Source organism: Bacillus sp. RB3 (assembly GCF_030164735.1).
Taxonomy (GTDB): Bacteria; Bacillota; Bacilli; order Bacillales; family Bacillaceae_G; genus Bacillus_A; species Bacillus_A cereus.
This window is the reverse complement of the sequence record NZ_JASNGE010000006.1, coordinates 129338-150405: the sequence shown is the minus strand read 5'-3', so window position 1 is coordinate 150405 and position 21068 is coordinate 129338. Positions and strand designations below refer to the sequence as shown.

Below are 21068 nucleotides of genomic sequence, written 5' to 3'. Positions count from 1 at the left end.
AATGGGAAAAATAGCATTTCTTTTTCCGGGCCAAGGTTCACAGGCAGTTGGAATGGGTAAACAATTAGCAGAGAATAATAAAGAGGTTGCAAAAGTGTTTGCAAAAGCAGATGAGGTGTTGCAAGATTCACTTTCAGAAGTGATTTTTGAAGGACCGCAGGAAAAGCTTACATTAACAACAAATGCGCAGCCTGCATTATTAACAACGAGTTTTGCTATTTTGACAGCTTTGAAAGAGTATGACATTACACCTGACTTTGTCGCTGGTCATAGTTTAGGTGAATATAGCGCTCTTGTAGCAGCTGGTGCATTAACTTTTGAAGATGCGGTATATGCTGTAAGGAAACGCGGGGAATATATGGAAGAAGCTGTTCCGGGCGGGGAAGGTGCAATGGCAGCTATATTAGGTGCTGACCCACATATGCTGAAACAAGTTACAGAAGAAGTAACAAGTGAAGGATATGCAGTGCAAATCGCTAATATGAATAGTACGAAGCAAATTGTAATTTCTGGAACGAAGCAAGGCGTAGAGGTTGCTTCTCAAAGAGCGAAAGAAAATGGTGCAAAGAGAGCAATTCCACTAAAAGTAAGTGGGCCATTCCATTCTTCACTTATGAAGCCGGCAGCTGAGAAGTTTCAAAGTGTTTTGAATGAAATTACAATTCATGATACGAACATTCCTGTTATTGCAAATGTTACGGCGGATGTTATTACACGTGGTGCCGACATTCAAGAAAAGTTAATCGAACAGCTTTATTCGCCTGTATTATGGTACCCGTCTATTGAATGTATGGTGAAGCAGGGAGTAGATACATTTATTGAAATTGGGCCTGGAAAAGTACTTGCTGGACTTATGAAGTCAATTGATTCATCAGTGAAAGCATATGCGATATATGATGAAGAGACATTAAAAGATACCATTTCAAATTTGAGAGGAGAAAACTGATGTTAAAAGGGAAGGTAGCATTAGTAACTGGCGCTTCACGTGGAATTGGTCGCGCGATTGCGATCGATTTAGCGAAACAAGGGGCAAATGTAGTAGTAAATTATGCAGGTAATGAACAAAAAGCAAATGAAGTAGTAGATGAAATTAAGAAATTAGGTTCTGATGCAATTGCGGTAAAAGCAGATGTTGCAAATGCTGATGATGTTACAAATATGGTGAAACAAACAGTAGATACATTTGGACAAGTTGATATTCTTGTAAATAATGCTGGTGTAACAAAAGATAATTTATTAATGCGTATGAAAGAAGAAGAATGGGATACAGTTATTAATACAAACTTAAAAGGTGTATTCTTATGTACAAAAGCAGTATCTCGTTATATGATGCGTCAACGTCACGGTAGAATTATAAATATCGCTTCTGTTGTGGGTGTTATAGGAAACCCAGGGCAAGCTAATTATGTTGCTGCTAAAGCGGGTGTTATTGGATTAACAAAAACATCTGCAAAAGAGTTAGCAAGTCGAAATATTACTGTGAATGCAATTGCGCCGGGCTTTATTGCGACTGATATGACGGATGTACTAGATGAGAATATTAAAGCTGAAATGTTAAAAGTTATTCCAGCTGCTCAATTTGGTGAAGCGAAAGATATCGCGAATGCTGTAACGTTTTTTGCTTCTGATCAAAGCAAATATGTTACAGGTCAAACGTTAAATGTTGATGGCGGTATGGTAATGTAATAAAAGAATCGATTTCACCTAGTTTTTTTGGTCAATATTTAATATAATATTTGAGGGGAGGTGAATGGAATGGCAGATGTTTTAGAGCGCGTAACAAAAATCATCGTTGATCGTTTAGGAGTAGAAGAGACTGAGGTAGTACCAGCTGCAAGCTTCAAGGAAGATTTAGGAGCAGACTCCCTAGATGTAGTAGAACTTGTAATGCAATTAGAAGATGAATTCGAAATGGAAATTTCTGATGAAGATGCTGAAAAGATTGCTACTGTTGGCGATGCTGTGACTTACATAGAGAGTCATCTATAATGCTTAAGTGAAGTCCCGTTTTTTAGCGGGGCTTTCTGGCTTATATCTGGAGGGACCTATGCCGTACCGAAAATATAGAGAAAAAAAATACGAAACAAAATATCGTGAAGCATTTAAAGTGTTTCAAGAAAAGATAGGTATTACGTTTACAGATGAAAAATTATTGATTCAAGCATTTACGCATTCATCGTATGTGAATGAGCATCGAAAAAAACCGCATGAAGATAATGAGCGTCTTGAATTTCTTGGAGATGCAGTATTGGAACTGACTGTATCACAGTATCTGTTTCAAAAATATCCGACAATGAGCGAAGGAGAGTTAACAAAACTACGTGCAGCTATTGTATGTGAGCCATCTCTTGTTCGTTTTGCGAACGAATTGTCATTTGGCAGCCTTGTTTTATTAGGAAAAGGTGAAGAAATGACAGGTGGACGTGAACGACCAGCTTTATTAGCGGATGTCTTTGAAGCGTTTATTGGTGCCCTTTATCTTGATCAAGGGCTAGAAACAGTTTGGGAATTCTTAAAAGAAATTGTATATCCGAAAATTAATGAGGGTGCTTTTTCTCATGTGATGGATTATAAGAGTCAGTTGCAAGAATTGATTCAGCGTGATGGCAGTGGCAATGTTGAGTATCAAATTTTGCAAGAAAAAGGACCAGCTCACAATCGAGAATTTGTGTCACGTGTTACGTTAAATAACGTAGCTTTAGGTCTTGGTAGTGGTAAGTCGAAAAAAGAAGCAGAGCAACAAGCTGCTGCAGAAGCATTGAAAAAATTAAAAGAACAACTATAAGGAATCCCCCTTTGAATGAGGGGGATTCCTTATGCATAGAATGAAACTTTCTTTTTGTTTATAAAGAAAAAGAAGGTAAATCCGTATAATACTTGTTTTTATATAGAGAACATTTATAACGACGGAGAATAGGAGGAAGGCCTTTCGTGTTTTTAAAAAGATTAGAAATAGCAGGGTTTAAGTCTTTTGCTGAGCGTGTATCTGTTGATTTTGTCCCAGGTGTAACTTCTGTAGTAGGACCTAATGGAAGCGGGAAAAGTAATATTACTGATGCAATTCGCTGGGTACTTGGTGAACAATCTGCAAAATCATTACGTGGTGCAAAGATGGAGGATATTATTTTTGCAGGCAGTGATACGAGGAGAGCGGTTAATGTTGCTGAAGTAACAATAACTTTAAATAATGAAGATCAACGTTTACCAATTGAATACAATGAGGTGTGTGTAACACGTCGTGTATCTCGTTCAGGTGATAGTGATTTTTATATTAATAAACAATCATGTAGATTGAAAGATATTATCGATTTATTTATGGACTCTGGTATGGGAAGAGAAGCTTTTTCAATTATTAGCCAGGGGAAAGTGGAAGAGATTTTAAGTAGTAAGTCAGAAGAGCGTCGAGGTGTATTTGAAGAAGCGGCAGGCGTACTAAAATACAAACTTCGCAAAAAGAAAGCTGAAGGGAAACTAGCAGAAACACAAGAAAACTTAAATCGTGTACAAGATATAATTCATGAATTAAGTAGTCAAGTAGAACCTTTAGAAAGACAAGCTTCTATTGCGAAAGATTATCTTGAGAATAAAGAAGAATTAGAGAAAGTAGAAGCTGCGCTTATTGTTCATGAAATTGAAGAATTGCATGAGAAATGGGAAGCGCTTCGAAATCAGTTTGGGCATAATAAAAACGAAGAAGCTAAAATGTCAACGAATTTACAAAAAAGTGAAGAAGAGCTTGAGGAATTACGAGGACAATTACAAGCGGTAGACGAGTCTGTAGACTCGTTGCAAGAAGTACTTCTTCTTTCTAGTAAAGAGCTAGAAAAACTAGAAGGGCAGCGTGAGTTGTTAAAAGAAAGAAAGCAAAATGCTACGACGCATTGTGCGCAACTTGAGCAGTTAATTGTTGAATTAACTGAGAAAGCTAAAAGTTACGATGGTGAGATTGAGTCAAGTACAGAATCTTTAATGCAATTTGTGAATGAAGTAAAAGAGTTGGAGCAAAAATTGCATGATAATGAGCAACTGCTTGCTACTTTTGCTGACAATTTAGAGGAACAGATTGAGAATTTAAAAGGTGACTATATTGAGCTTTTAAATCAACAAGCTAGTCATCGTAATGAATTATCTATGATTGAAGAACAATCGAAACAGCAAACGTCTAAAAACGAGCGTCTAGATGAAGAGAATGCGAAATATGTAGAAATGCGTATGGAAATTACAGCGAAAAAGACGAAACTTGTAGAAAGTTACGAACAAGCGAAAGAAAAAGTAGCTGGCATTCTCTCAAATATACAGAAGACAGAGGCGGCGCTTGGGAAATGTAAGACGCAGTATAGTGAAAATGAAACAAAACTGTATCAAGCATATCAATTTGTGCAACAGGCACGTTCTCGAAAAGAAATGCTTGAAGAGATGCAAGAAGATTATTCTGGATTCTATCAAGGTGTACGTGAAGTATTGAAAGCTAGAGAAAATAGGTTGCAAGGTATCGAGGGTGCTGTTGCGGAACTGTTAACGGTACCGAAAGAATACGAAGTTGCAATGGAAATCGCTCTAGGTGCAGCGATGCAGCATATTGTTGTACAAACAGAGGAACATGCTCGTAATGCGATTGCATTTCTAAAGCAAAATAAACATGGACGTGCAACGTTTTTACCGCAAGCTGTTATTAAAAGCAGATCGTTATCATTTGAGCAATTACGCATTGCAAATCAACACCCATCGTTTGTAGGTGTGGCGGCAGAACTTGTGCAGTACAACAATAAATATGAAAATGTAGTTTCAAATTTATTAGGTACTGTTATTGTTGCGAAAGATTTACGTGGAGCAAATGAGTTGGCGAAACAACTGCAATACCGTTATCGCATTGTAACAATCGAAGGTGACGTAGTGAATCCTGGCGGTTCTATGACTGGTGGGGCGGTAAAGCAAGCGAAATCTTCTTTATTAGGACGCCAACGTGAACTGGAAGAGTGGACTCGCAAGTTAACTGATATGGAAGAAAAAACAACGAAGTTAGAAAACTTTGTTAAAGCAGTAAAACAAGAGATTCAAGAAAAAGAAGTGAAAATACGCGAACTAAGGCAAACTGTAGAAGCAGATCGTGTAGATGAGCAGAAATTAAGAGAAGAGATTAATCGTTTAGAATTAGAAGAACATCGTATTAATGATCGGTTGTCTATTTATGATTTAGAGATTGAAGGGTTTTTACAAGATCGAGTAAAAATGCAAGGGCGTAAAGAGGAGTTAGAAGGGGTTTTAACGAATCTTCAAGCTGAAATTACTAAGTTAGATAGTAAAATTGTAGCTTTAACAAAACAAAAAAGTGAGCAACATTCTTCGAAAGAAAAAGTTCAAAAAGAAATGACTGAGTTAAAAGTGCTGGCAGCTGAAAAGCAACAACGCTTATCTAATCAAAAAGAAAAAGTTGAACGATTGACGAAGGAAAAAGAAGAAACGGATGCGACACTTGTAAAAACGAAAGAGGATTTAGCGTTCTTAAAACAAGAAATGACATCTAATTCAAGTGGTGAAGAGCAAATTACGAATATGATTGAGAAGAAAGCATATGATCGTAATCAAACTTCAGAATTAATTCGCTCTCGTCGTGAACAACGTGTATCGTTGCAAGAGAGAGTAGAACATTTAGAGCGCAATTTGAAAGAAACGACAGGTAAACATAAATATATTCTTGAAATGTTGAAAGATCAAGAAGTGAGAATAAATCGACTGGATGTAGAGTTGGAAAATAGATTACAACATTTACGTGAAACATATACGATTTCATTTGAAGCGGCAAAACTAAAATATACAATGACAATGCCTGCAGAAGATGCGCGTAAGAAAGTAAAATTAATCAAATTATCCATAGAAGAGTTAGGTACAGTGAACCTAGGGGCAATTGATGAATATGAACGTGTAGCGGAGCGTCATACATTCTTACTAGAGCAGAGAGACGACCTAGAAGAAGCGAAAGCGACATTGCACCAGCTTATTACCGAAATGGATGAAGAAATGAAAAAACGCTTTTCTACTACGTTTGAAGGCATTAGAATGGAGTTTCAATCGGTATTCTCTGAATTATTTGGAGGCGGTAGAGCGGATTTAGTAATGACTAATCCAGAGGATTTACTAAATACGGGTATTGATATTGTAGCACAACCGCCAGGGAAGAAATTGCAGAACTTAGGTTTACTTTCAGGTGGAGAGCGTGCTTTAACAGCAATTGCGCTTTTATTTGGTATTTTAAAAGTACGCCCAGTACCGTTCTGTGTACTAGATGAGGTAGAGGCAGCCCTTGATGAGGCGAATGTAGCTCGTTTTGCACAGTATTTAAAGAAATTCAGTGATGAGACGCAGTTTATTGTAATTACACATAGAAAAGGTACAATGGAAGAGTCTGATGTGTTGTACGGTGTAACAATGCAAGAATCGGGGGTATCTAAACTTGTTTCGGTTCGTTTAGACGCCGGAGAAGAACTTATTGCAAGTGAATAGGAAGGATGGGAAAGTATGAGTTTTTTTAAAAAACTAAAAGAAAAAATTTCAAAACAAACGGATACAGTTACAGAGAAATTTAAACAAGGATTAGAAAAAACGAGAAATTCATTTGCGGATAAAGTGAATGATTTAGTGTATCGTTACCGTAAAGTGGACGAAGATTTCTTCGAAGAGTTAGAAGGAATTTTAATCGGTGCAGACGTTGGCGTTGCGACGGTAATGGAATTAATTGACCAATTGAAAGAAGAAGTACAACGTCGTAACATTCAAGATCCAAAAGAAGTACAAGCTGTTATTTCAGAAAAACTAGTAGGAATTTACAAAGGTGACAGCGATTTTAGTAACGAAATTAATATGCAAGAGGACCAATTAACGGTTGTTTTATTTGTTGGTGTTAATGGTGTAGGAAAAACGACGACAATTGGTAAACTGGCGCATAAGTTTAAATCAGAAGGTAAGTCAGTCCTATTGGCGGCAGGAGACACATTCCGTGCTGGAGCGATTGAACAATTAGAAGTATGGGGCGATCGCGTTGGTGTAGAAGTGATTAAACAAGGATCTGGATCTGATCCAGCGGCGGTTATGTATGACGCTGTACAAGCAGCGAAAGCACGTAAGGTAGATGTATTACTATGTGACACAGCAGGGCGCTTGCAAAATAAAGTGAACTTAATGAAAGAGTTAGAGAAGGTGAAGCGTGTAATTGAGCGTGAAGTACCAGGTGCTCCTCATGAAGTATTGCTTGTTATTGATGCAACAACAGGACAAAACGGTTTAAGCCAAGCGAAAACATTCCGTGAAGCAACGAATGTAACTGGTATTGTTTTAACGAAGTTAGATGGAACTGCTAAAGGTGGTATTGTATTAGCGATTCGTAACGAAATGGATGTACCGGTGAAGTTTGTTGGATTAGGAGAGCAAATGGATGACTTGCAGCAGTTTGATCCAGAACAATATGTGTATGGTTTATTTGCGAACTTAGTAGAAACAGAAGAAGTATAAGCGAAAGAAGCGGTATTTCCGCTTCTTTTTCTATAAAAAATATATGATGTTAAGAAAAAAACTTGACACTCTTTTGGACTACATGTAAACTAATTCATGTAAAGGGAAATCACTTAACAAAGGATGATCCAACATGCTCGAAAAAACAACGAGAATGAACTATTTATTTGATTTTTATCAATCGTTGTTAACGCAAAAACAAAGAAGTTATATGTCGCTTTATTATCTAGATGATTTATCTCTTGGTGAAATTGCGGAAGAATTTGATGTAAGTCGCCAAGCCGTGTATGATAACATTAAACGGACTGAAGCGATGCTTGAAGAATATGAAGAAAAATTAGTATTACTTCAAAAGTTTCAAGAGCGACAGCGACTTGTTGCAAAGCTAAAACAGCTAATCAGCGAAGAAGAGCATGTGAATGAAGAAATGAAACAAGTTGTTGAAGCTATCGAAAAATTAGATTAGGAGGGCGGCAATATGGCATTTGAAGGATTAGCCGACCGACTTCAACAGACAATGCAAAAAATCCGCGGCAAAGGAAAAGTTTCTGAAGCCGATGTGAAAGAAATGATGAGAGAAGTTCGTCTAGCTCTTTTAGAAGCGGATGTTAACTTTAAAGTAGTAAAAGATTTTGTGAAGCGTGTGTCTGAACGTGCTGTCGGACAAGATGTAATGAAAAGTTTGACACCTGGACAACAAGTAATTAAAGTTGTACAGGAAGAACTTACAGAACTTATGGGCGGAGAGCAAAGCAAAATTGCTGTTGCTAATAAGCCACCGACTGTTATTATGATGGTTGGTCTGCAAGGTGCGGGTAAAACAACGACGACAGGTAAGCTTGCGAATTTGCTTCGTAAAAAGCATAATCGTAAACCGATGCTTGTTGCAGCGGATATTTACCGTCCAGCAGCGATTAAACAGCTTGAAACATTAGGGAAGCAATTGGACATGCCTGTATTTTCTTTAGGAGATCAAGTAAGTCCTGTTGAAATTGCGAAACAAGCGATTGCAAAAGCAAAAGAAGATCATCACGATTATGTTTTAATCGATACAGCGGGTCGCCTGCATATTGATGAAGAATTAATGGATGAATTAGCGAAAGTGAAAGAAGTGGCGAAACCGGATGAAATTTTCCTTGTTGTCGATGCGATGACGGGGCAAGACGCGGTAAATGTTGCACAAAGTTTCCATGAACAGTTAGGTTTAACAGGTGTTGTATTAACGAAATTAGATGGTGATACGCGCGGTGGTGCTGCATTATCTATTAAGGCTGTAACAAACACGCCGATTAAATTTGCTGGTATGGGTGAAAAACTAGATGCAATTGAAGCGTTCCATCCAGAGCGTATGGCATCCCGTATTTTAGGGATGGGCGATGTCTTAACGTTAATTGAAAAAGCGCAAGCTACAGTTGATGAAGAGAAAGCAAAAGAACTTGAGCAAAAAATGCGTACGCTTTCGTTTACGCTTGACGATTTCCTAGAACAACTTGGACAAGTGCGCCAACTTGGGCCGCTTGATGAATTGTTAGGAATGCTTCCTGGTGCAAATAAAATTAAAGGGCTGAAAAATGCGCAAGTTGATGAAAAACAAATTGGGCATATTGAGGCAATTATTCGTTCTATGACTAAATTAGAACGAGAACAACCGGAAATAATCAATGCTAGTCGCAAAAAGCGCATTGCCAAAGGTAGCGGTACAACTGTACAAGAAATCAATCGTCTAATTAAGCAATTCGATGACATGAAAAAAATGATGAAGACGATGACGGGAATGCAAAAAGGTAAGAAAAAAGGACTAGGTGGATTGAAGTTTCCATTCATGTAAGGAAAAAAAGATGGCTCTGTTAAGAAAAAATACTTTACAAAGCAATAGTCTTTTTGCTAATATAATTATCTGTGTGAAATAAATTCGGAGGTGCTTTATAAATGGCAGTTAAAATTCGTTTAAAACGTATGGGAGCTAAAAAAACTCCTTTCTATCGTGTAGTTGTTGCAGATTCTCGTTCTCCTCGTGACGGACGTTTCATTGAGGAAATCGGAACTTACAATCCAGTTGCTCAACCAGCTGAAGTTAAGATCAACGAAGAAGCAGCATTAAAATGGTTAGGAAATGGTGCTAAACCATCTGATACAGTTCGTAACTTATTCTCTAACCAAGGTATCATGGAGAAATTCCACTTATCTAAACAAGGTAAGTAATTGAGGCAATGACTATGAAGAAGTTAGTCGAGACGATTGTCAAGCCTCTTGTCGATTATCCTGAAGATGTAAAAGTTACACAGGAACTTTGCAACGGAGAGATAAAGTATCGATTAACTGTACATCCTGAGGATGTTGGAAAAGTCATTGGAAAGCAAGGGAGAGTTGCGAAAGCGATTCGAATGCTCTTGTATTCAGTGGGACATCATAATGATGAAAAAGTAACACTGGAAATTCAATAAACGTAAAAAGGGCGAGGAGTTATTCCTCTCCCTTTTTTAACATTTAAATAGAGATTGCATGTTCCATCTGCGAAATGGAGATGCTTAATTTATATAGAAACCAGGGGTGACATACTATTTATGACAAAATGGTTTAACGTAGGGAAAATTGTAAATACTCATGGCGTAAGAGGAGAAATCCGTGTTATTTCTCGTACTGATTTTCCAGAAGAGCGATATAAAGTAGGAAACACGCTATACATATCGAATGAGAAAGGCACAGACTATCTTCCGGTGAAGGTAACTTCTCATCGCCAACATAAGACATTCGATTTATTAACATTTGAAGGATATAACAATGTAGATGAAGTAGAGAAGTTTAAAGGTTCTTTAATAAAAGTACCAGAAGAGCAGTTAGGCGAACTTGCTGAAGGTGAATACTACTATCATGAAATTATTGGTTGCAGTGTTGTAACGGAAGAAGGAGAAGCGCTAGGGACAATCAAAGAGATTCTATCTCCTGGTGCAAATGATGTTTGGGTAATTAAACGCCCGAAGGGTCAAGATCTCTTAATTCCTTATATCGATGATGTTGTACTTCAAGTTAATATTGAAAATAAATTAGTAACCATTCATGTAATGGAAGGGCTGCTATAATGAAAATTGATATTTTAACGTTGTTCCCAGACATGTTTACCGGTGTATTTGGATCTTCTATATTAAAGAAGGCGCAAGAAAAAGAAGCGGTAAACCTTCGTGTTGTTAACTTTCGTGATTATACAACAAGTAAGCATAATAGCGTAGACGATTATCCTTACGGCGGAGGAGCTGGTATGGTGCTTACTCCTCAGCCTATTTTTGATGCTGTAGAAGATTTGACGAAAGAGACAGAGCGTAAGCCGAGAGTTGTCTTAATGTGTCCGCAGGGCGAAAGATTTACGCAGAAGAAAGCGGAAGAGCTTGCAGGGGAAGAACATTTAATCTTCGTATGTGGGCATTATGAAGGATATGACGAACGAATTCGTGAGCATCTCGTAACGGATGAGATTTCTATTGGTGACTATGTATTAACGGGCGGAGAATTAGCCTCTATGGTTATTACTGATAGTGTGGTACGTCTCTTGCCAGGTGTGCTAGGAAATCATGCTTCACAAGTAGAGGATTCGTTTAGTACAGGTTTATTAGAGCATCCTCATTATACACGTCCAGCTGATTTTCGTGGTATGAAGGTACCGGATGTATTAATGTCAGGGAATCATAAAAACATTGATGAATGGCGACATAAGGAATCTTTGCGCCGAACGTATACGCGTAGACCTGATTTATTAGATGAGAGAGAGCTATCTAAACAAGAGAAAAAATGGCTTGAGGAAATAAAGCGAGAGCAGTAATAACTTCATATATTTGCTATTGCAACAGGCCTAGTAATATGCTATTATAACATTTGTGCTACTGAAATCAGTAGCCGTATTAACGATGTTCCGCTGTAATTTATTAAGACTTTATAAGAGCATCTGTTTAAAGGAGAGAATTTAATATGCAACAATTAATCGCAGAAATTACAAAAGGCCAATTAAAAACTGACCTTCCTTCATTCCGTCCTGGTGACACTTTACGTGTACACGTAAAAGTTGTTGAGGGAACTCGTGAAAGAATTCAGCTTTTCGAAGGTGTTGTAATTAAACGTCGTGGTGGCGGAATCAGTGAAACATTCACAGTTCGTAAGATTTCTTACGGTGTAGGTGTTGAGCGTACATTCCCAGTTCACACGCCAAGAATCGCGAAAATCGAAGTACTTCGCCGTGGTAAAGTACGTCGTGCTAAGTTATACTACTTACGTAACCTTCGCGGTAAAAAAGCACGTATTAAAGAAATTCGATAAGACATGTATGGGAGCTTGTAAATGCACAAGCTCCCTTTTTCCAATCTATATGAAATTTTGGTATAATACGAGCAGTTTACATAACCGTGGAGGGGAAATGCATGAAAAAAGAGAAGAGTTCACTTTGGGAATGGATTAAAGCAATTTTGATTGCTGTTGTATTAGCTGGTGTTATTAGACAGTTTTTCTTTGCGCCAATTCTCGTAGACGGGGTATCGATGGCACCTACTTTACATGATCGTGATCGAATGATTGTGAATAAAATTGGTTATCACATTGGAGATCCAAAACGCTTTGATATTATCGTATTTCGAGCAACAGAAGATAAAGATTACATTAAGCGCATTATAGGCCTGCCAGGCGATGAAATAGAGTATCGTAATGATAAACTGTATGTTAACGGAAAGGCTTATGAGGAGCCGTATTTAGACAAGCAGAAAAAGCAAATTGCTGACGGACCGCTTACATATGATTTTAATCTTGAAGAAATGACAGGCAAGAAAACCGTTCCAAAAGATCAATTATTTGTTTTAGGTGATAATCGTCGTTTTAGTAAAGATAGCCGTTCAATCGGTACGATTTCAATGGATCAAGTAATTGGTAAAGCTAATATGTTATATTGGCCGTTAGAAGACGCACGTATTGTGAAATAAATGAAAAAGAAGGTGGCAACATGGTAATTCAATGGTTTCCAGGGCATATGGCGAAGGCTAGACGCCAAGTAACGGAGAAATTAAAATTAATTGATGTTGTAATTGAACTTGTAGATGCTCGATTACCATTATCATCTCGAAACCCAATGATTGATGAAATCATTACACATAAGCCAAGGCTTGTTGTTTTAAATAAAGCGGATATGGCAGATGATCGTTTAACAAAACAATGGATCGCATATTTTAAAGAAAAAGGCCATATGGCAATTTCAATTAACGCGCAAGCTGGACAAGGTATGAAGGAAATTGCAGCAGCTTGTAAAGTGCTTGTTAAAGAAAAATTTGATAAAATGGTTGCAAAAGGTATTAGACCGAGAGCGATTCGTGCATTAATTGTAGGTATACCAAATGTTGGTAAATCTACATTGATTAATAAATTGGCAAAGAAAAATATTGCTAAAACAGGAGATCGTCCAGGTGTGACAACAGCTCAACAATGGATTAAAGTTGGGAAGGAAATGGAATTGTTAGATACACCAGGTATTCTGTGGCCTAAATTTGAAGATCAATTAGTGGGTCTTCGCTTAGCGACAACGGGTGCAATTAAAGATTCAATTTTAAATTTACAAGATGTAGCTGTTTACGCATTACGTTTTATGGAGAAACATTATCCAGAACGCTTGAAAGAACGCTATAATTTAAATGAGATTCCAGAAGATATTGTGGAATTATTCGATGCAATTGGAAAAAATAGAGGCTGCTTAATGGGCGGCGGAATGATTGATTATGATAAGACATCTGAGCTTGTGCTTCGTGAGCTTCGTGGTGGCAAACTTGGAAAAATGACGTTTGAAACACCGGAAGAGTTTGCAGAGCAAGTAGAAGATGTGGAAAAAATAGAAGAAGTATAAGACGTGCGTTTGTGCGTCTTTTCTTTTTGGATATGTTTAAAAAGGAGCTTGTATAAATGCAAACTATGACGATAAAAGAAGCAGAAAATGTATTGAAAGAAATTATGAATGAAGAAGATGATCGCTTTCAACTGTTAATGAAAGATGATCGAAAAGGTGTTCAAAAGCTCGTTTTGAAGTGGTATAAACAAAAAGAGTTAGAACAGAAAGAAAAAGAGAAGTTTTTTGAAATGTCCAAGTATGAAAATGCTTTGCGTGAAAAAGGGGTCACATATATCGCGGGTATTGATGAAGTAGGGCGCGGGCCATTGGCTGGGCCTGTTGTGACGGCAGCTGTCGTTCTTCCTGAGGATTTTTATATTCCAGGGTTAAATGACTCGAAAAAGTTGAGTGAAGCGAAACGTGAGCGTTTTTATGATGAAATAAAAGTACAAGCAATTGCAATTGGAGTAGGAATTGTATCACCGCAAGTTATTGATGACATTAATATTTACCAAGCAACGAAACAAGCGATGTTAGATGCAGTTGCAAATTTATCTTGTACACCCCAACATTTATTAATTGATGCGATGAAGCTTCCTACACCAATTCCGCAAACATCAATTATTAAAGGTGATGCGAAAAGTGTTTCGATTTCAGCGGCATCCATTATCGCAAAAGTAACGAGAGATCGTATGATGAAAGAACTGGGAGAGAAGTATCCTGAATATGGATTTGAGCAACATATGGGATATGGCACAAAGCAACATTTAGAGGCAATTCAAGTGCATGGAGTACTAGATGAACACCGCAAGTCATTCGCACCAATTAAAGATATGATTCAAAAATAAGCTGTAAATATACAGCTTATTTTTTTATTTTGGCATATAAACATTACTATTTTCGAAAAAGAATAAAGCGATTTCAGTTTTCTGACACTTTATTGTAGACAGCGTGCCAATCATCTTATACAATGGCAATGTAATGTTTTTTAAACATTAAAAAACTTTTCGAGTAAAACAGGAAAACAGGGGAGGATGGGACCATGAATATCCATGAGTACCAAGGTAAGGCAGTCCTTAGAAGCTATGGGGTTAGCGTTCCGAACGGGAAGGTTGCATTTACAGTAGAAGAAGCTGTAGAAGCGGCGAAAGAATTAGGAACAGATGTATGTGTAGTGAAAGCACAAATTCACGCTGGTGGACGCGGCAAAGCTGGCGGAGTAAAAGTTGCAAAAAATTTAGATGAAGTTCGTACATATGCAGAAAGCATTTTAGGAACTACGCTTGTGACACATCAAACAGGTCCTGAAGGTAAGGAAGTAAAACGCTTACTTATCGAAGAAGGTTGCGATATTAAAAAAGAATATTATGTAGGTCTAGTTTTAGATCGTGCAACTTCTCAAGTTGTTTTAATGGCGTCTGAAGAAGGCGGAACAGAAATTGAAGAAGTAGCAGAAAAAACACCTGAAAAAATCTTTAAAGAATATATTGATCCAGCAGTAGGCTTACAAGGTTTCCAAGCGCGCCGAATCGCATTTAACATCAATATTCCAAAAGAGCTTGTAGGACAAGCTGTGAAGTTTATGATGGGCTTATACCGTGCGTTTATCGAAAAAGATTGCTCTATCGCTGAGATTAACCCACTTGTTACAACAGGTGAAGGTAAAGTTATGGCATTAGATGCAAAATTAAACTTTGATTCTAATGCATTATATCGCCATAAAGACATTTTAGAGCTTCGTGATCTTGATGAAGAGGATTCAAAAGAAATTGAAGCTTCAAAATACGACTTAAACTACATTCCTTTAGATGGAAATATCGGTTGTATGGTTAATGGTGCAGGTTTAGCGATGGCTACAATGGATATCATTAAACATTACCACGGTGACCCAGCTAACTTCTTAGATGTTGGTGGCGGTGCAACTGCAGAAAAAGTTACAGAAGCATTCAAAATTATCCTTTCTGACAAAAATGTAAAAGGTATCTTCGTTAACATTTTTGGTGGCATTATGAAGTGTGATGTTATTGCAGAAGGTGTTATTGAAGCAACGAAACAAGTAGGTCTTGAGTTACCTTTAGTTGTACGTCTTGAAGGTACAAACGTAGAACTAGGTAAGAAAATTTTAAATGAGTCTGGCTTAAATATTGTTGCAGCAGAATCTATGGCAGACGGTGCACAAAAAATTGTTTCACTAGTGGGCTAATAGAAAGCGGGGGAGAAAAATGAGCGTATTAGTTAATAAAGATACAAAAGTTATTGTTCAAGGTATTACAGGTTCTCAAGGTTTATTCCATACAAAACAAATGATTGAATACGGTACGAAAATTGTCGGTGGTGTAACACCAGGTAAGGGCGGCACTGATATTGAAGGTGTACCAGTATTTGATACAGTAGAAGATGCAGTGAAAGCAACAGGCGCAAACGCTTCAGTTGTATACGTTCCACCCGCTTTTGCGGCAGATGCAATTATGGAAGCTGTTGATGCAGAAATTGATTTAGTAGTATGTATTACTGAAGGGATTCCTGTATTAGATATGGTAAACGTAAAGAGATATATGGCGGGTAAACATACACGTTTACTTGGACCAAACTGCCCAGGTGTAATCACACCGGATGAATGTAAGATTGGTATTATGCCAGGATATATTCATAAAAAAGGTCATGTTGGTATCGTATCTCGCTCTGGTACATTAACGTATGAAGCTGTACATCAGTTAACACAAGAAGGTATTGGCCAATCTACTGCTGTAGGTATCGGCGGAGACCCTGTTAACGGTACAGACTTTATTGATGCTTTAAAAGCATTTAATGAAGATGAAGAAACACATGCTGTAATTATGATTGGTGAAATCGGCGGTACAGCAGAAGAAGAGGCAGCTGAATGGGTAAAAGCTAATATGACAAAACCTGTTGTAGGCTTCATTGGTGGTCAAACAGCGCCTGCTGGCAAACGTATGGGCCATGCTGGTGCAATCATTTCTGGCGGTAAAGGAACTGCTGCTGAAAAGATTAAAACAATGGAAGCTTGTGGCATTAAAGTAGCTGAAACTCCAGCAGTTATGGGAGAAACGCTAATCTCTGTTTTAAAAGAAAAAGGTTTATTTGAGACTTGTAAAAACTATTAATCTGTTGAAAGACACCTTCTTACTTGAGGGTGTCTTTTTAGACTTTTTCTGTTTACATAATAAAAATTATGGGTAAGGAGAATCAAGATGAAAAGAGAGAGATTATTACATCTTCATTACTTGCTAGCAGATTATTGGAAAGCGATGGAGAGGCTACTATATGTCGATCCAGAATTAGAGAACATATATAATTTTAACGAAAAACAAATGGAACACTACACTGGAATATCCTCGAAAAAATCTTCAGAACTAGTAAAATTTCTTCAAAGTTCAAATCTTCCGCAATATATATCTTATTTAGAGAAAAATCGTATTTTTTATATAACGATATGGGATGAAAATTATCCGCAATTATTACGTGAAATACAAGACCCTCCCTTCGTTTTATATGGAAAAGGAGAGAAAGATTTCCTGAATAAAGTAAATAAATTAGCAGTTGTTGGAACGAGAGAACCATCATTATATGGTCATGAGAGTTTGAAGTTTATTTTACACCCTTTATTAGAAAGAGAGTGGCTTATTGTCAGTGGGTTTGCAAAAGGGATAGATACAATGTCTCATGAGATTACAGTAAGGCATCATTGCCCGACTATTGCGATATTAGGGCATGGATTGTCTTTTATGTATCCGAAAGAAAATAGACCTTTATATGAAATGTGGAAGGAATATATATTGTTATTGACAGAGTATCCGCCGCACTATGCACCGAAAAAATGGTATTTTCCAAAAAGAAACCGGATTATTAGTGGTATAAGTAAAGGTGTTTTAGTTGTAGAAGCGAAATCGAGAAGTGGAACACTTATTACTGCGGACCTTGCGTTAGAGCAAAGTAGAGAGGTATTTGCGCTTCCTGGACCTATATTTATAGAGGGGGCATCGGGAACGAATCATCTTATTCAGCAAGGAGCAAAACTAGTAAGAAATGCAGAAGATATCTTGGAAGAGATTTTAAATTAACCTTATATTTTTATGTTTTTATTAAACAATTATTGACAAATGGTAGATTGGCACTGTATGGTATATTCATTCTTGATTGACAAAAACAAGAGAAATCAATAAGATTAATGAAGACTTGAATCCACCTCTTAAGGAGGCACTAGCATGTCAGATTACCTCGTAATCGTGGAGTCGCCTTCTAAGGCGAAGACCATTGAGAAATATTTAGGGAAAAAATACAAAGTTGTCGCGTCTATGGGACATGTTCGCGATTTGCCAAAAAGTCAAATGGGGATAGAAGTAAAGAACAACTTCACCCCGAAGTATATTACCATTCGTGGTAAAGGTCCCGTCTTAAAAGATTTAAAATCAGCGGCCAAAAAAGCAAAGAAAGTCTATCTCGCGGCCGATCCAGACCGTGAAGGGGAAGCGATTGCTTGGCATTTAGCGAATACGTTAAATGTGGACGTTGAATCAGATTGTCGGGTTGTGTTTAATGAGATTACGAAAGATGCGATCAAAGAATCATTTAAACATCCTCGTGCAATTAATATGGATTTAGTGGATGCACAACAAGCAAGACGTATACTTGATCGTCTTGTTGGTTACAATATTAGTCCTTTATTATGGAAGAAAGTAAAAAAAGGATTAAGTGCAGGACGTGTACAATCTGTAGCAGTTCGTTTAATCATCGAGCGTGAAAGGGAAATTCAAAACTTTGAACCTGAAGAATTCTGGACAATTAAAACAGAATTTGTAAAAGGAAAAGACACATTTGAAGCAAGCTTTTACGGTGTAGATGGTGAAAAAGTTCAATTAACAAATGAAACGCAAGTGAATGAAATAATTGAACAGATGAAAGACAATGCGTTTTCAGTTGAAAATGTAACGCGCAAAGAGCGAAAACGTAACCCTGCATTACCGTTTACAACATCTTCCTTGCAACAAGAAGCAGCCCGTAAGTTAAACATGCGAGCAAAGAAAACAATGATGCTTGCACAGCAATTGTATGAAGGGATAGATCTTGGAAAACAAGGAACTGTAGGTCTTATTACGTATATGAGAACCGATTCAACACGTATCTCAGAAACAGCTCAAACAGAGGCTCGTACTTACATCACTGAAGCGTATGGTACGGAATACATAGGAACAGAAAAGAAGAAAGAAACGAAAAAGTCAAATGCACAAGATGCGCATGAGGCAATTCGTCCTACTTCGGTAATGAGAAAGCCAGAGGAACTAAAAAGTTTCTTAGGTCGTGATCAACTTCGATTATATAAATTGATTTGGGAGCGATTTGTTGCAAGTCAAATGGCGTCTGCTATAATGGATACTGTGACAGCGAGACTCATTAATAACAATGTTCAGTTCCGTGCAAGTGGATCGGTTGTAAAGTTCCCGGGATTTATGAAAGTGTATGTAGAGTCAAAAGATGATGGTGCTGAAGAAAAGGATAAGATGTTGCCGCCTTTAGAAGTAGGGGAAACTGTATTTTCAAAGGATTTAGAACCAAAGCAACATTTTACACAACCTCCTCCGCGCTATACAGAGGCTCGCCTAGTAAGAACACTTGAAGAACTTGGAATTGGAAGACCGTCGACATATGTACCTACACTTGAAACGATTCAAAAGCGTGGGTATGTAGGCTTGGATAATAAACGCTTCGTTCCGACTGAACTTGGTGAAATAGTAATTGAACTTATTTTAGAGTTTTTCCCAGAAATTATTAACATTGAATTTACTGCCAATATGGAGCAAAGCCTTGATGAAGTAGAAGAAGGAAATGCGAATTGGGTAAAAATTGTTGATGATTTCTACGTAGGTTTTGAACCGCGTTTAGAAAAAGCGGAAAAAGAAATGCGTGAAGTGGAAATTAAAGATGAACCAGCTGGGGAAGATTGTGAATTATGTAATCACCCAATGGTCTTTAAAATGGGTAAATACGGGAAATTTATGGCTTGCTCGAATTTCCCAGATTGTCGTAATACAAAGCCGATTGTGAAAGAAATCGGTGTTACTTGTCCAAAGTGTGATAAGGGTCAAATTATTGAACGCCGTAGTAATAAAAAGAAACGCCTTTTCTATGGGTGCGGTACGTATCCAGAATGCGACTTTGTATCTTGGGATAAGCCAATTGGTCGTAAGTGTCCGAAGTGCGAAGGCATGCTTGTAGAGAAAAAGTTGAAAAAAGGCGTGCAAGTACAATGTATTTCGTGCGATTATGAAGAAGAACAACAAATGTGAGCGTAACTGCTCACATTTTTTTCGGGAAGAAAAGGAAAGGTGATATAAATGACAACACAAGTAGTAAACGTCATTGGCGCAGGTCTTGCAGGAAGTGAAGCAGCTTACCAAATTGCAAAACGTGGTGTCCAAGTTAGATTATATGAAATGAGACCGGTAAGGCAAACGCCAGCTCATCACACAGATAAATTCGCTGAATTAGTATGTAGTAACTCACTTCGTGCAAACACTTTAACAAATGCAGTTGGCGTTATTAAAGAGGAAATGCGCTTAATGGATTCTGTAATTATTCGTGCGGCGGATGAGTGCTCTGTACCAGCTGGAGGCGCTTTAGCTGTAGACCGTCATGAGTTCGCAGCTAAAGTAACAGAATACGTAAAGAACCATCCAAATGTAACTGTAATGAATGAAGAAATTACAGATATTCCAGAGGGACCGACAATTATTGCTACAGGTCCATTAACATCTCCTGATCTTTCTGCAAAATTGAAAGAATTAACAGGAGAAGATTATTTCTACTTCTATGATGCTGCAGCCCCAATCGTAGAAAAAGACAGCATTGACATGAATAAAGTATATTTAAAATCGCGTTATGACAAAGGTGAAGCTGCATATTTAAATTGCCCAATGACAGAAGAAGAGTTTGATCGTTTTTATGAGGCTCTAATTGCTGCTGAGACAGTGCCTTTAAAAGAGTTTGAAAAAGAAATTTTCTTTGAAGGTTGTATGCCAGTAGAGGTTATGGCAAGTAGAGGGAGACAGACGTTAGTATTTGGACCTATGAAACCTGTTGGATTGGAAGATCCAAAAACAGGGAAAACGCCATATGCTGTTGTTCAGTTACGTCAAGATGATGCAGCGGGAACTTTATACAATATCGTAGGTTTCCAAACACATTTAAAGTGGGGACCGCAAAAAGAAGTGCTACAGTTAATTCCAGGATTGGAAAATGCAGAGATTGTACGTTATGGTGTAATGCATCGTAATACGTTTATTAATTCACCTAATTTGCTTCGTCCAACATATCAATATAAACAACGGGATGATTTATTCTTCGCTGGTCAAATGACTGGAGTAGAGGGATATGTTGAATCAGCAGCATCAGGATTATTAGCAGGAATTAATGCTGCGCGTCTTGTGCAAGGTGAAGAGCCAGTTGTATTACCGCCAGTAACTGCGATGGGTAGCATGGCAAATTACATTACGGCAACGAATGCTAAAAACTTCCAACCGATGAATGCGAACTTCGGTCTATTTGCACCGTTAGAGAAGAAGATTAAAAAGAAAGCAGAACGAAATGAAGCGTACGCAGCACGCGCTTTAGAAACGATTCGAAATTTTGTAAATATTTAGTTAAATTTCTTGCAAAGGCTACTAAGTTGTGATACGATTTAGTAGCCTTTATT

At 37.7% G+C, this 21068-nt stretch carries 21 protein-coding genes; all 21 read left to right on the top strand.

Annotated features, from left to right (window positions below; genetic code table 11):
• Position 1 precedes the first annotated feature (1 nt).
• Complete coding sequence (gene fabD, locus QO049_RS11045) at positions 2-946, top strand: ACP S-malonyltransferase (protein WP_000515903.1); 945 nt, start codon at positions 2-4, stop codon at positions 944-946.
• Positions 946-1686, top strand: coding sequence for a 3-oxoacyl-[acyl-carrier-protein] reductase (fabG, locus tag QO049_RS11040; RefSeq protein WP_000911768.1), 741 nt, complete (start codon positions 946-948; stop codon positions 1684-1686). Before fabD ends, fabG begins: the two co-directional genes overlap by 1 nt.
• A gap of 69 nt (positions 1687-1755) precedes the next feature.
• The gene (gene acpP / locus QO049_RS11035) at positions 1756-1989 is read left to right on the top strand and encodes an acyl carrier protein (RefSeq protein WP_000786062.1); all 234 of its coding nucleotides are present in this window, start codon (positions 1756-1758) and stop codon (positions 1987-1989) included.
• A gap of 58 nt (positions 1990-2047) precedes the next feature.
• Entirely contained in the window at positions 2048-2785 is a 738-nt protein-coding gene (gene rncS, locus QO049_RS11030; RefSeq protein ID WP_001146875.1) for a ribonuclease III, read from the top strand.
• Positions 2786-2931: 146 nt separating this feature from the next.
• Complete coding sequence (smc, locus tag QO049_RS11025) at positions 2932-6501, top strand: chromosome segregation protein SMC (RefSeq protein ID WP_047386702.1); 3570 nt, start codon at positions 2932-2934, stop codon at positions 6499-6501.
• Between the two features lie 15 nt (positions 6502-6516).
• A complete protein-coding gene (gene ftsY / locus QO049_RS11020; RefSeq protein ID WP_284489274.1) occupies positions 6517-7506 on the top strand; it encodes a signal recognition particle-docking protein FtsY in 990 nt (329 codons plus the stop codon).
• Between the two features lie 133 nt (positions 7507-7639).
• Entirely contained in the window at positions 7640-7972 is a 333-nt protein-coding gene (locus QO049_RS11015) for a putative DNA-binding protein (protein ID WP_000891062.1), read from the top strand.
• 12 nt (positions 7973-7984) lie between these two features.
• Complete coding sequence (gene ffh / locus QO049_RS11010; RefSeq protein WP_000863460.1) at positions 7985-9334, top strand: signal recognition particle protein; 1350 nt, start codon at positions 7985-7987, stop codon at positions 9332-9334.
• A 101-nt stretch (positions 9335-9435) separates the two neighbouring features.
• Complete coding sequence (gene rpsP, locus QO049_RS11005) at positions 9436-9708, top strand: 30S ribosomal protein S16 (protein WP_000268750.1); 273 nt, start codon at positions 9436-9438, stop codon at positions 9706-9708.
• A gap of 14 nt (positions 9709-9722) precedes the next feature.
• Complete coding sequence (locus tag QO049_RS11000; protein WP_000737401.1) at positions 9723-9950, top strand: KH domain-containing protein; 228 nt, start codon at positions 9723-9725, stop codon at positions 9948-9950.
• 120 nt (positions 9951-10070) lie between these two features.
• Complete coding sequence (gene rimM / locus QO049_RS10995) at positions 10071-10586, top strand: ribosome maturation factor RimM (protein ID WP_000170278.1); 516 nt, start codon at positions 10071-10073, stop codon at positions 10584-10586.
• Positions 10586-11320, top strand: coding sequence for a tRNA (guanosine(37)-N1)-methyltransferase TrmD (gene trmD / locus QO049_RS10990; protein ID WP_000686903.1), 735 nt, complete (start codon positions 10586-10588; stop codon positions 11318-11320). The genes rimM and trmD overlap by 1 nt, the downstream gene beginning before the upstream one ends.
• Before the next feature lie 146 nt (positions 11321-11466).
• Positions 11467-11811 carry a 50S ribosomal protein L19 gene (rplS, locus tag QO049_RS10985; RefSeq protein ID WP_001186516.1) on the top strand — a complete coding sequence of 115 codons (345 nt, stop codon included), beginning with the start codon at positions 11467-11469 and terminating at the stop codon, positions 11809-11811.
• A gap of 101 nt (positions 11812-11912) precedes the next feature.
• Positions 11913-12464, top strand: coding sequence for a signal peptidase I (gene lepB / locus QO049_RS10980; RefSeq protein WP_000711853.1), 552 nt, complete (start codon positions 11913-11915; stop codon positions 12462-12464).
• A gap of 20 nt (positions 12465-12484) precedes the next feature.
• Positions 12485-13375 carry a ribosome biogenesis GTPase YlqF gene (gene ylqF, locus QO049_RS10975; protein ID WP_000236702.1) on the top strand — a complete coding sequence of 297 codons (891 nt, stop codon included), beginning with the start codon at positions 12485-12487 and terminating at the stop codon, positions 13373-13375.
• A 56-nt stretch (positions 13376-13431) separates the two neighbouring features.
• On the top strand, positions 13432-14205 hold the full coding sequence (locus tag QO049_RS10970; RefSeq protein WP_001194266.1) for a ribonuclease HII: 774 nt from the start codon (positions 13432-13434) through the stop codon (positions 14203-14205).
• A 194-nt stretch (positions 14206-14399) separates the two neighbouring features.
• Positions 14400-15560 (top strand): ADP-forming succinate--CoA ligase subunit beta, encoded by a 1161-nt coding sequence (sucC, locus tag QO049_RS10965; RefSeq protein WP_001020791.1) that lies wholly within the window; start codon positions 14400-14402, stop codon positions 15558-15560.
• Between the two features lie 19 nt (positions 15561-15579).
• Positions 15580-16482 (top strand): succinate--CoA ligase subunit alpha, encoded by a 903-nt coding sequence (sucD, locus tag QO049_RS10960; protein ID WP_000115178.1) that lies wholly within the window; start codon positions 15580-15582, stop codon positions 16480-16482.
• 87 nt (positions 16483-16569) lie between these two features.
• Positions 16570-17439, top strand: coding sequence for a DNA-processing protein DprA (dprA, locus tag QO049_RS10955; RefSeq protein WP_000818039.1), 870 nt, complete (start codon positions 16570-16572; stop codon positions 17437-17439).
• Positions 17440-17583: 144 nt separating this feature from the next.
• On the top strand, positions 17584-19662 hold the full coding sequence (topA, locus tag QO049_RS10950) for a type I DNA topoisomerase (protein WP_001286963.1): 2079 nt from the start codon (positions 17584-17586) through the stop codon (positions 19660-19662).
• Between the two features lie 48 nt (positions 19663-19710).
• Positions 19711-21015: an FADH(2)-oxidizing methylenetetrahydrofolate--tRNA-(uracil(54)-C(5))-methyltransferase TrmFO gene (gene trmFO / locus QO049_RS10945; RefSeq protein WP_000213002.1), complete on the top strand. Its 1305-nt coding sequence runs from the start codon at positions 19711-19713 to the stop codon at positions 21013-21015.
• Positions 21016-21068: the final 53 nt, after the last annotated feature.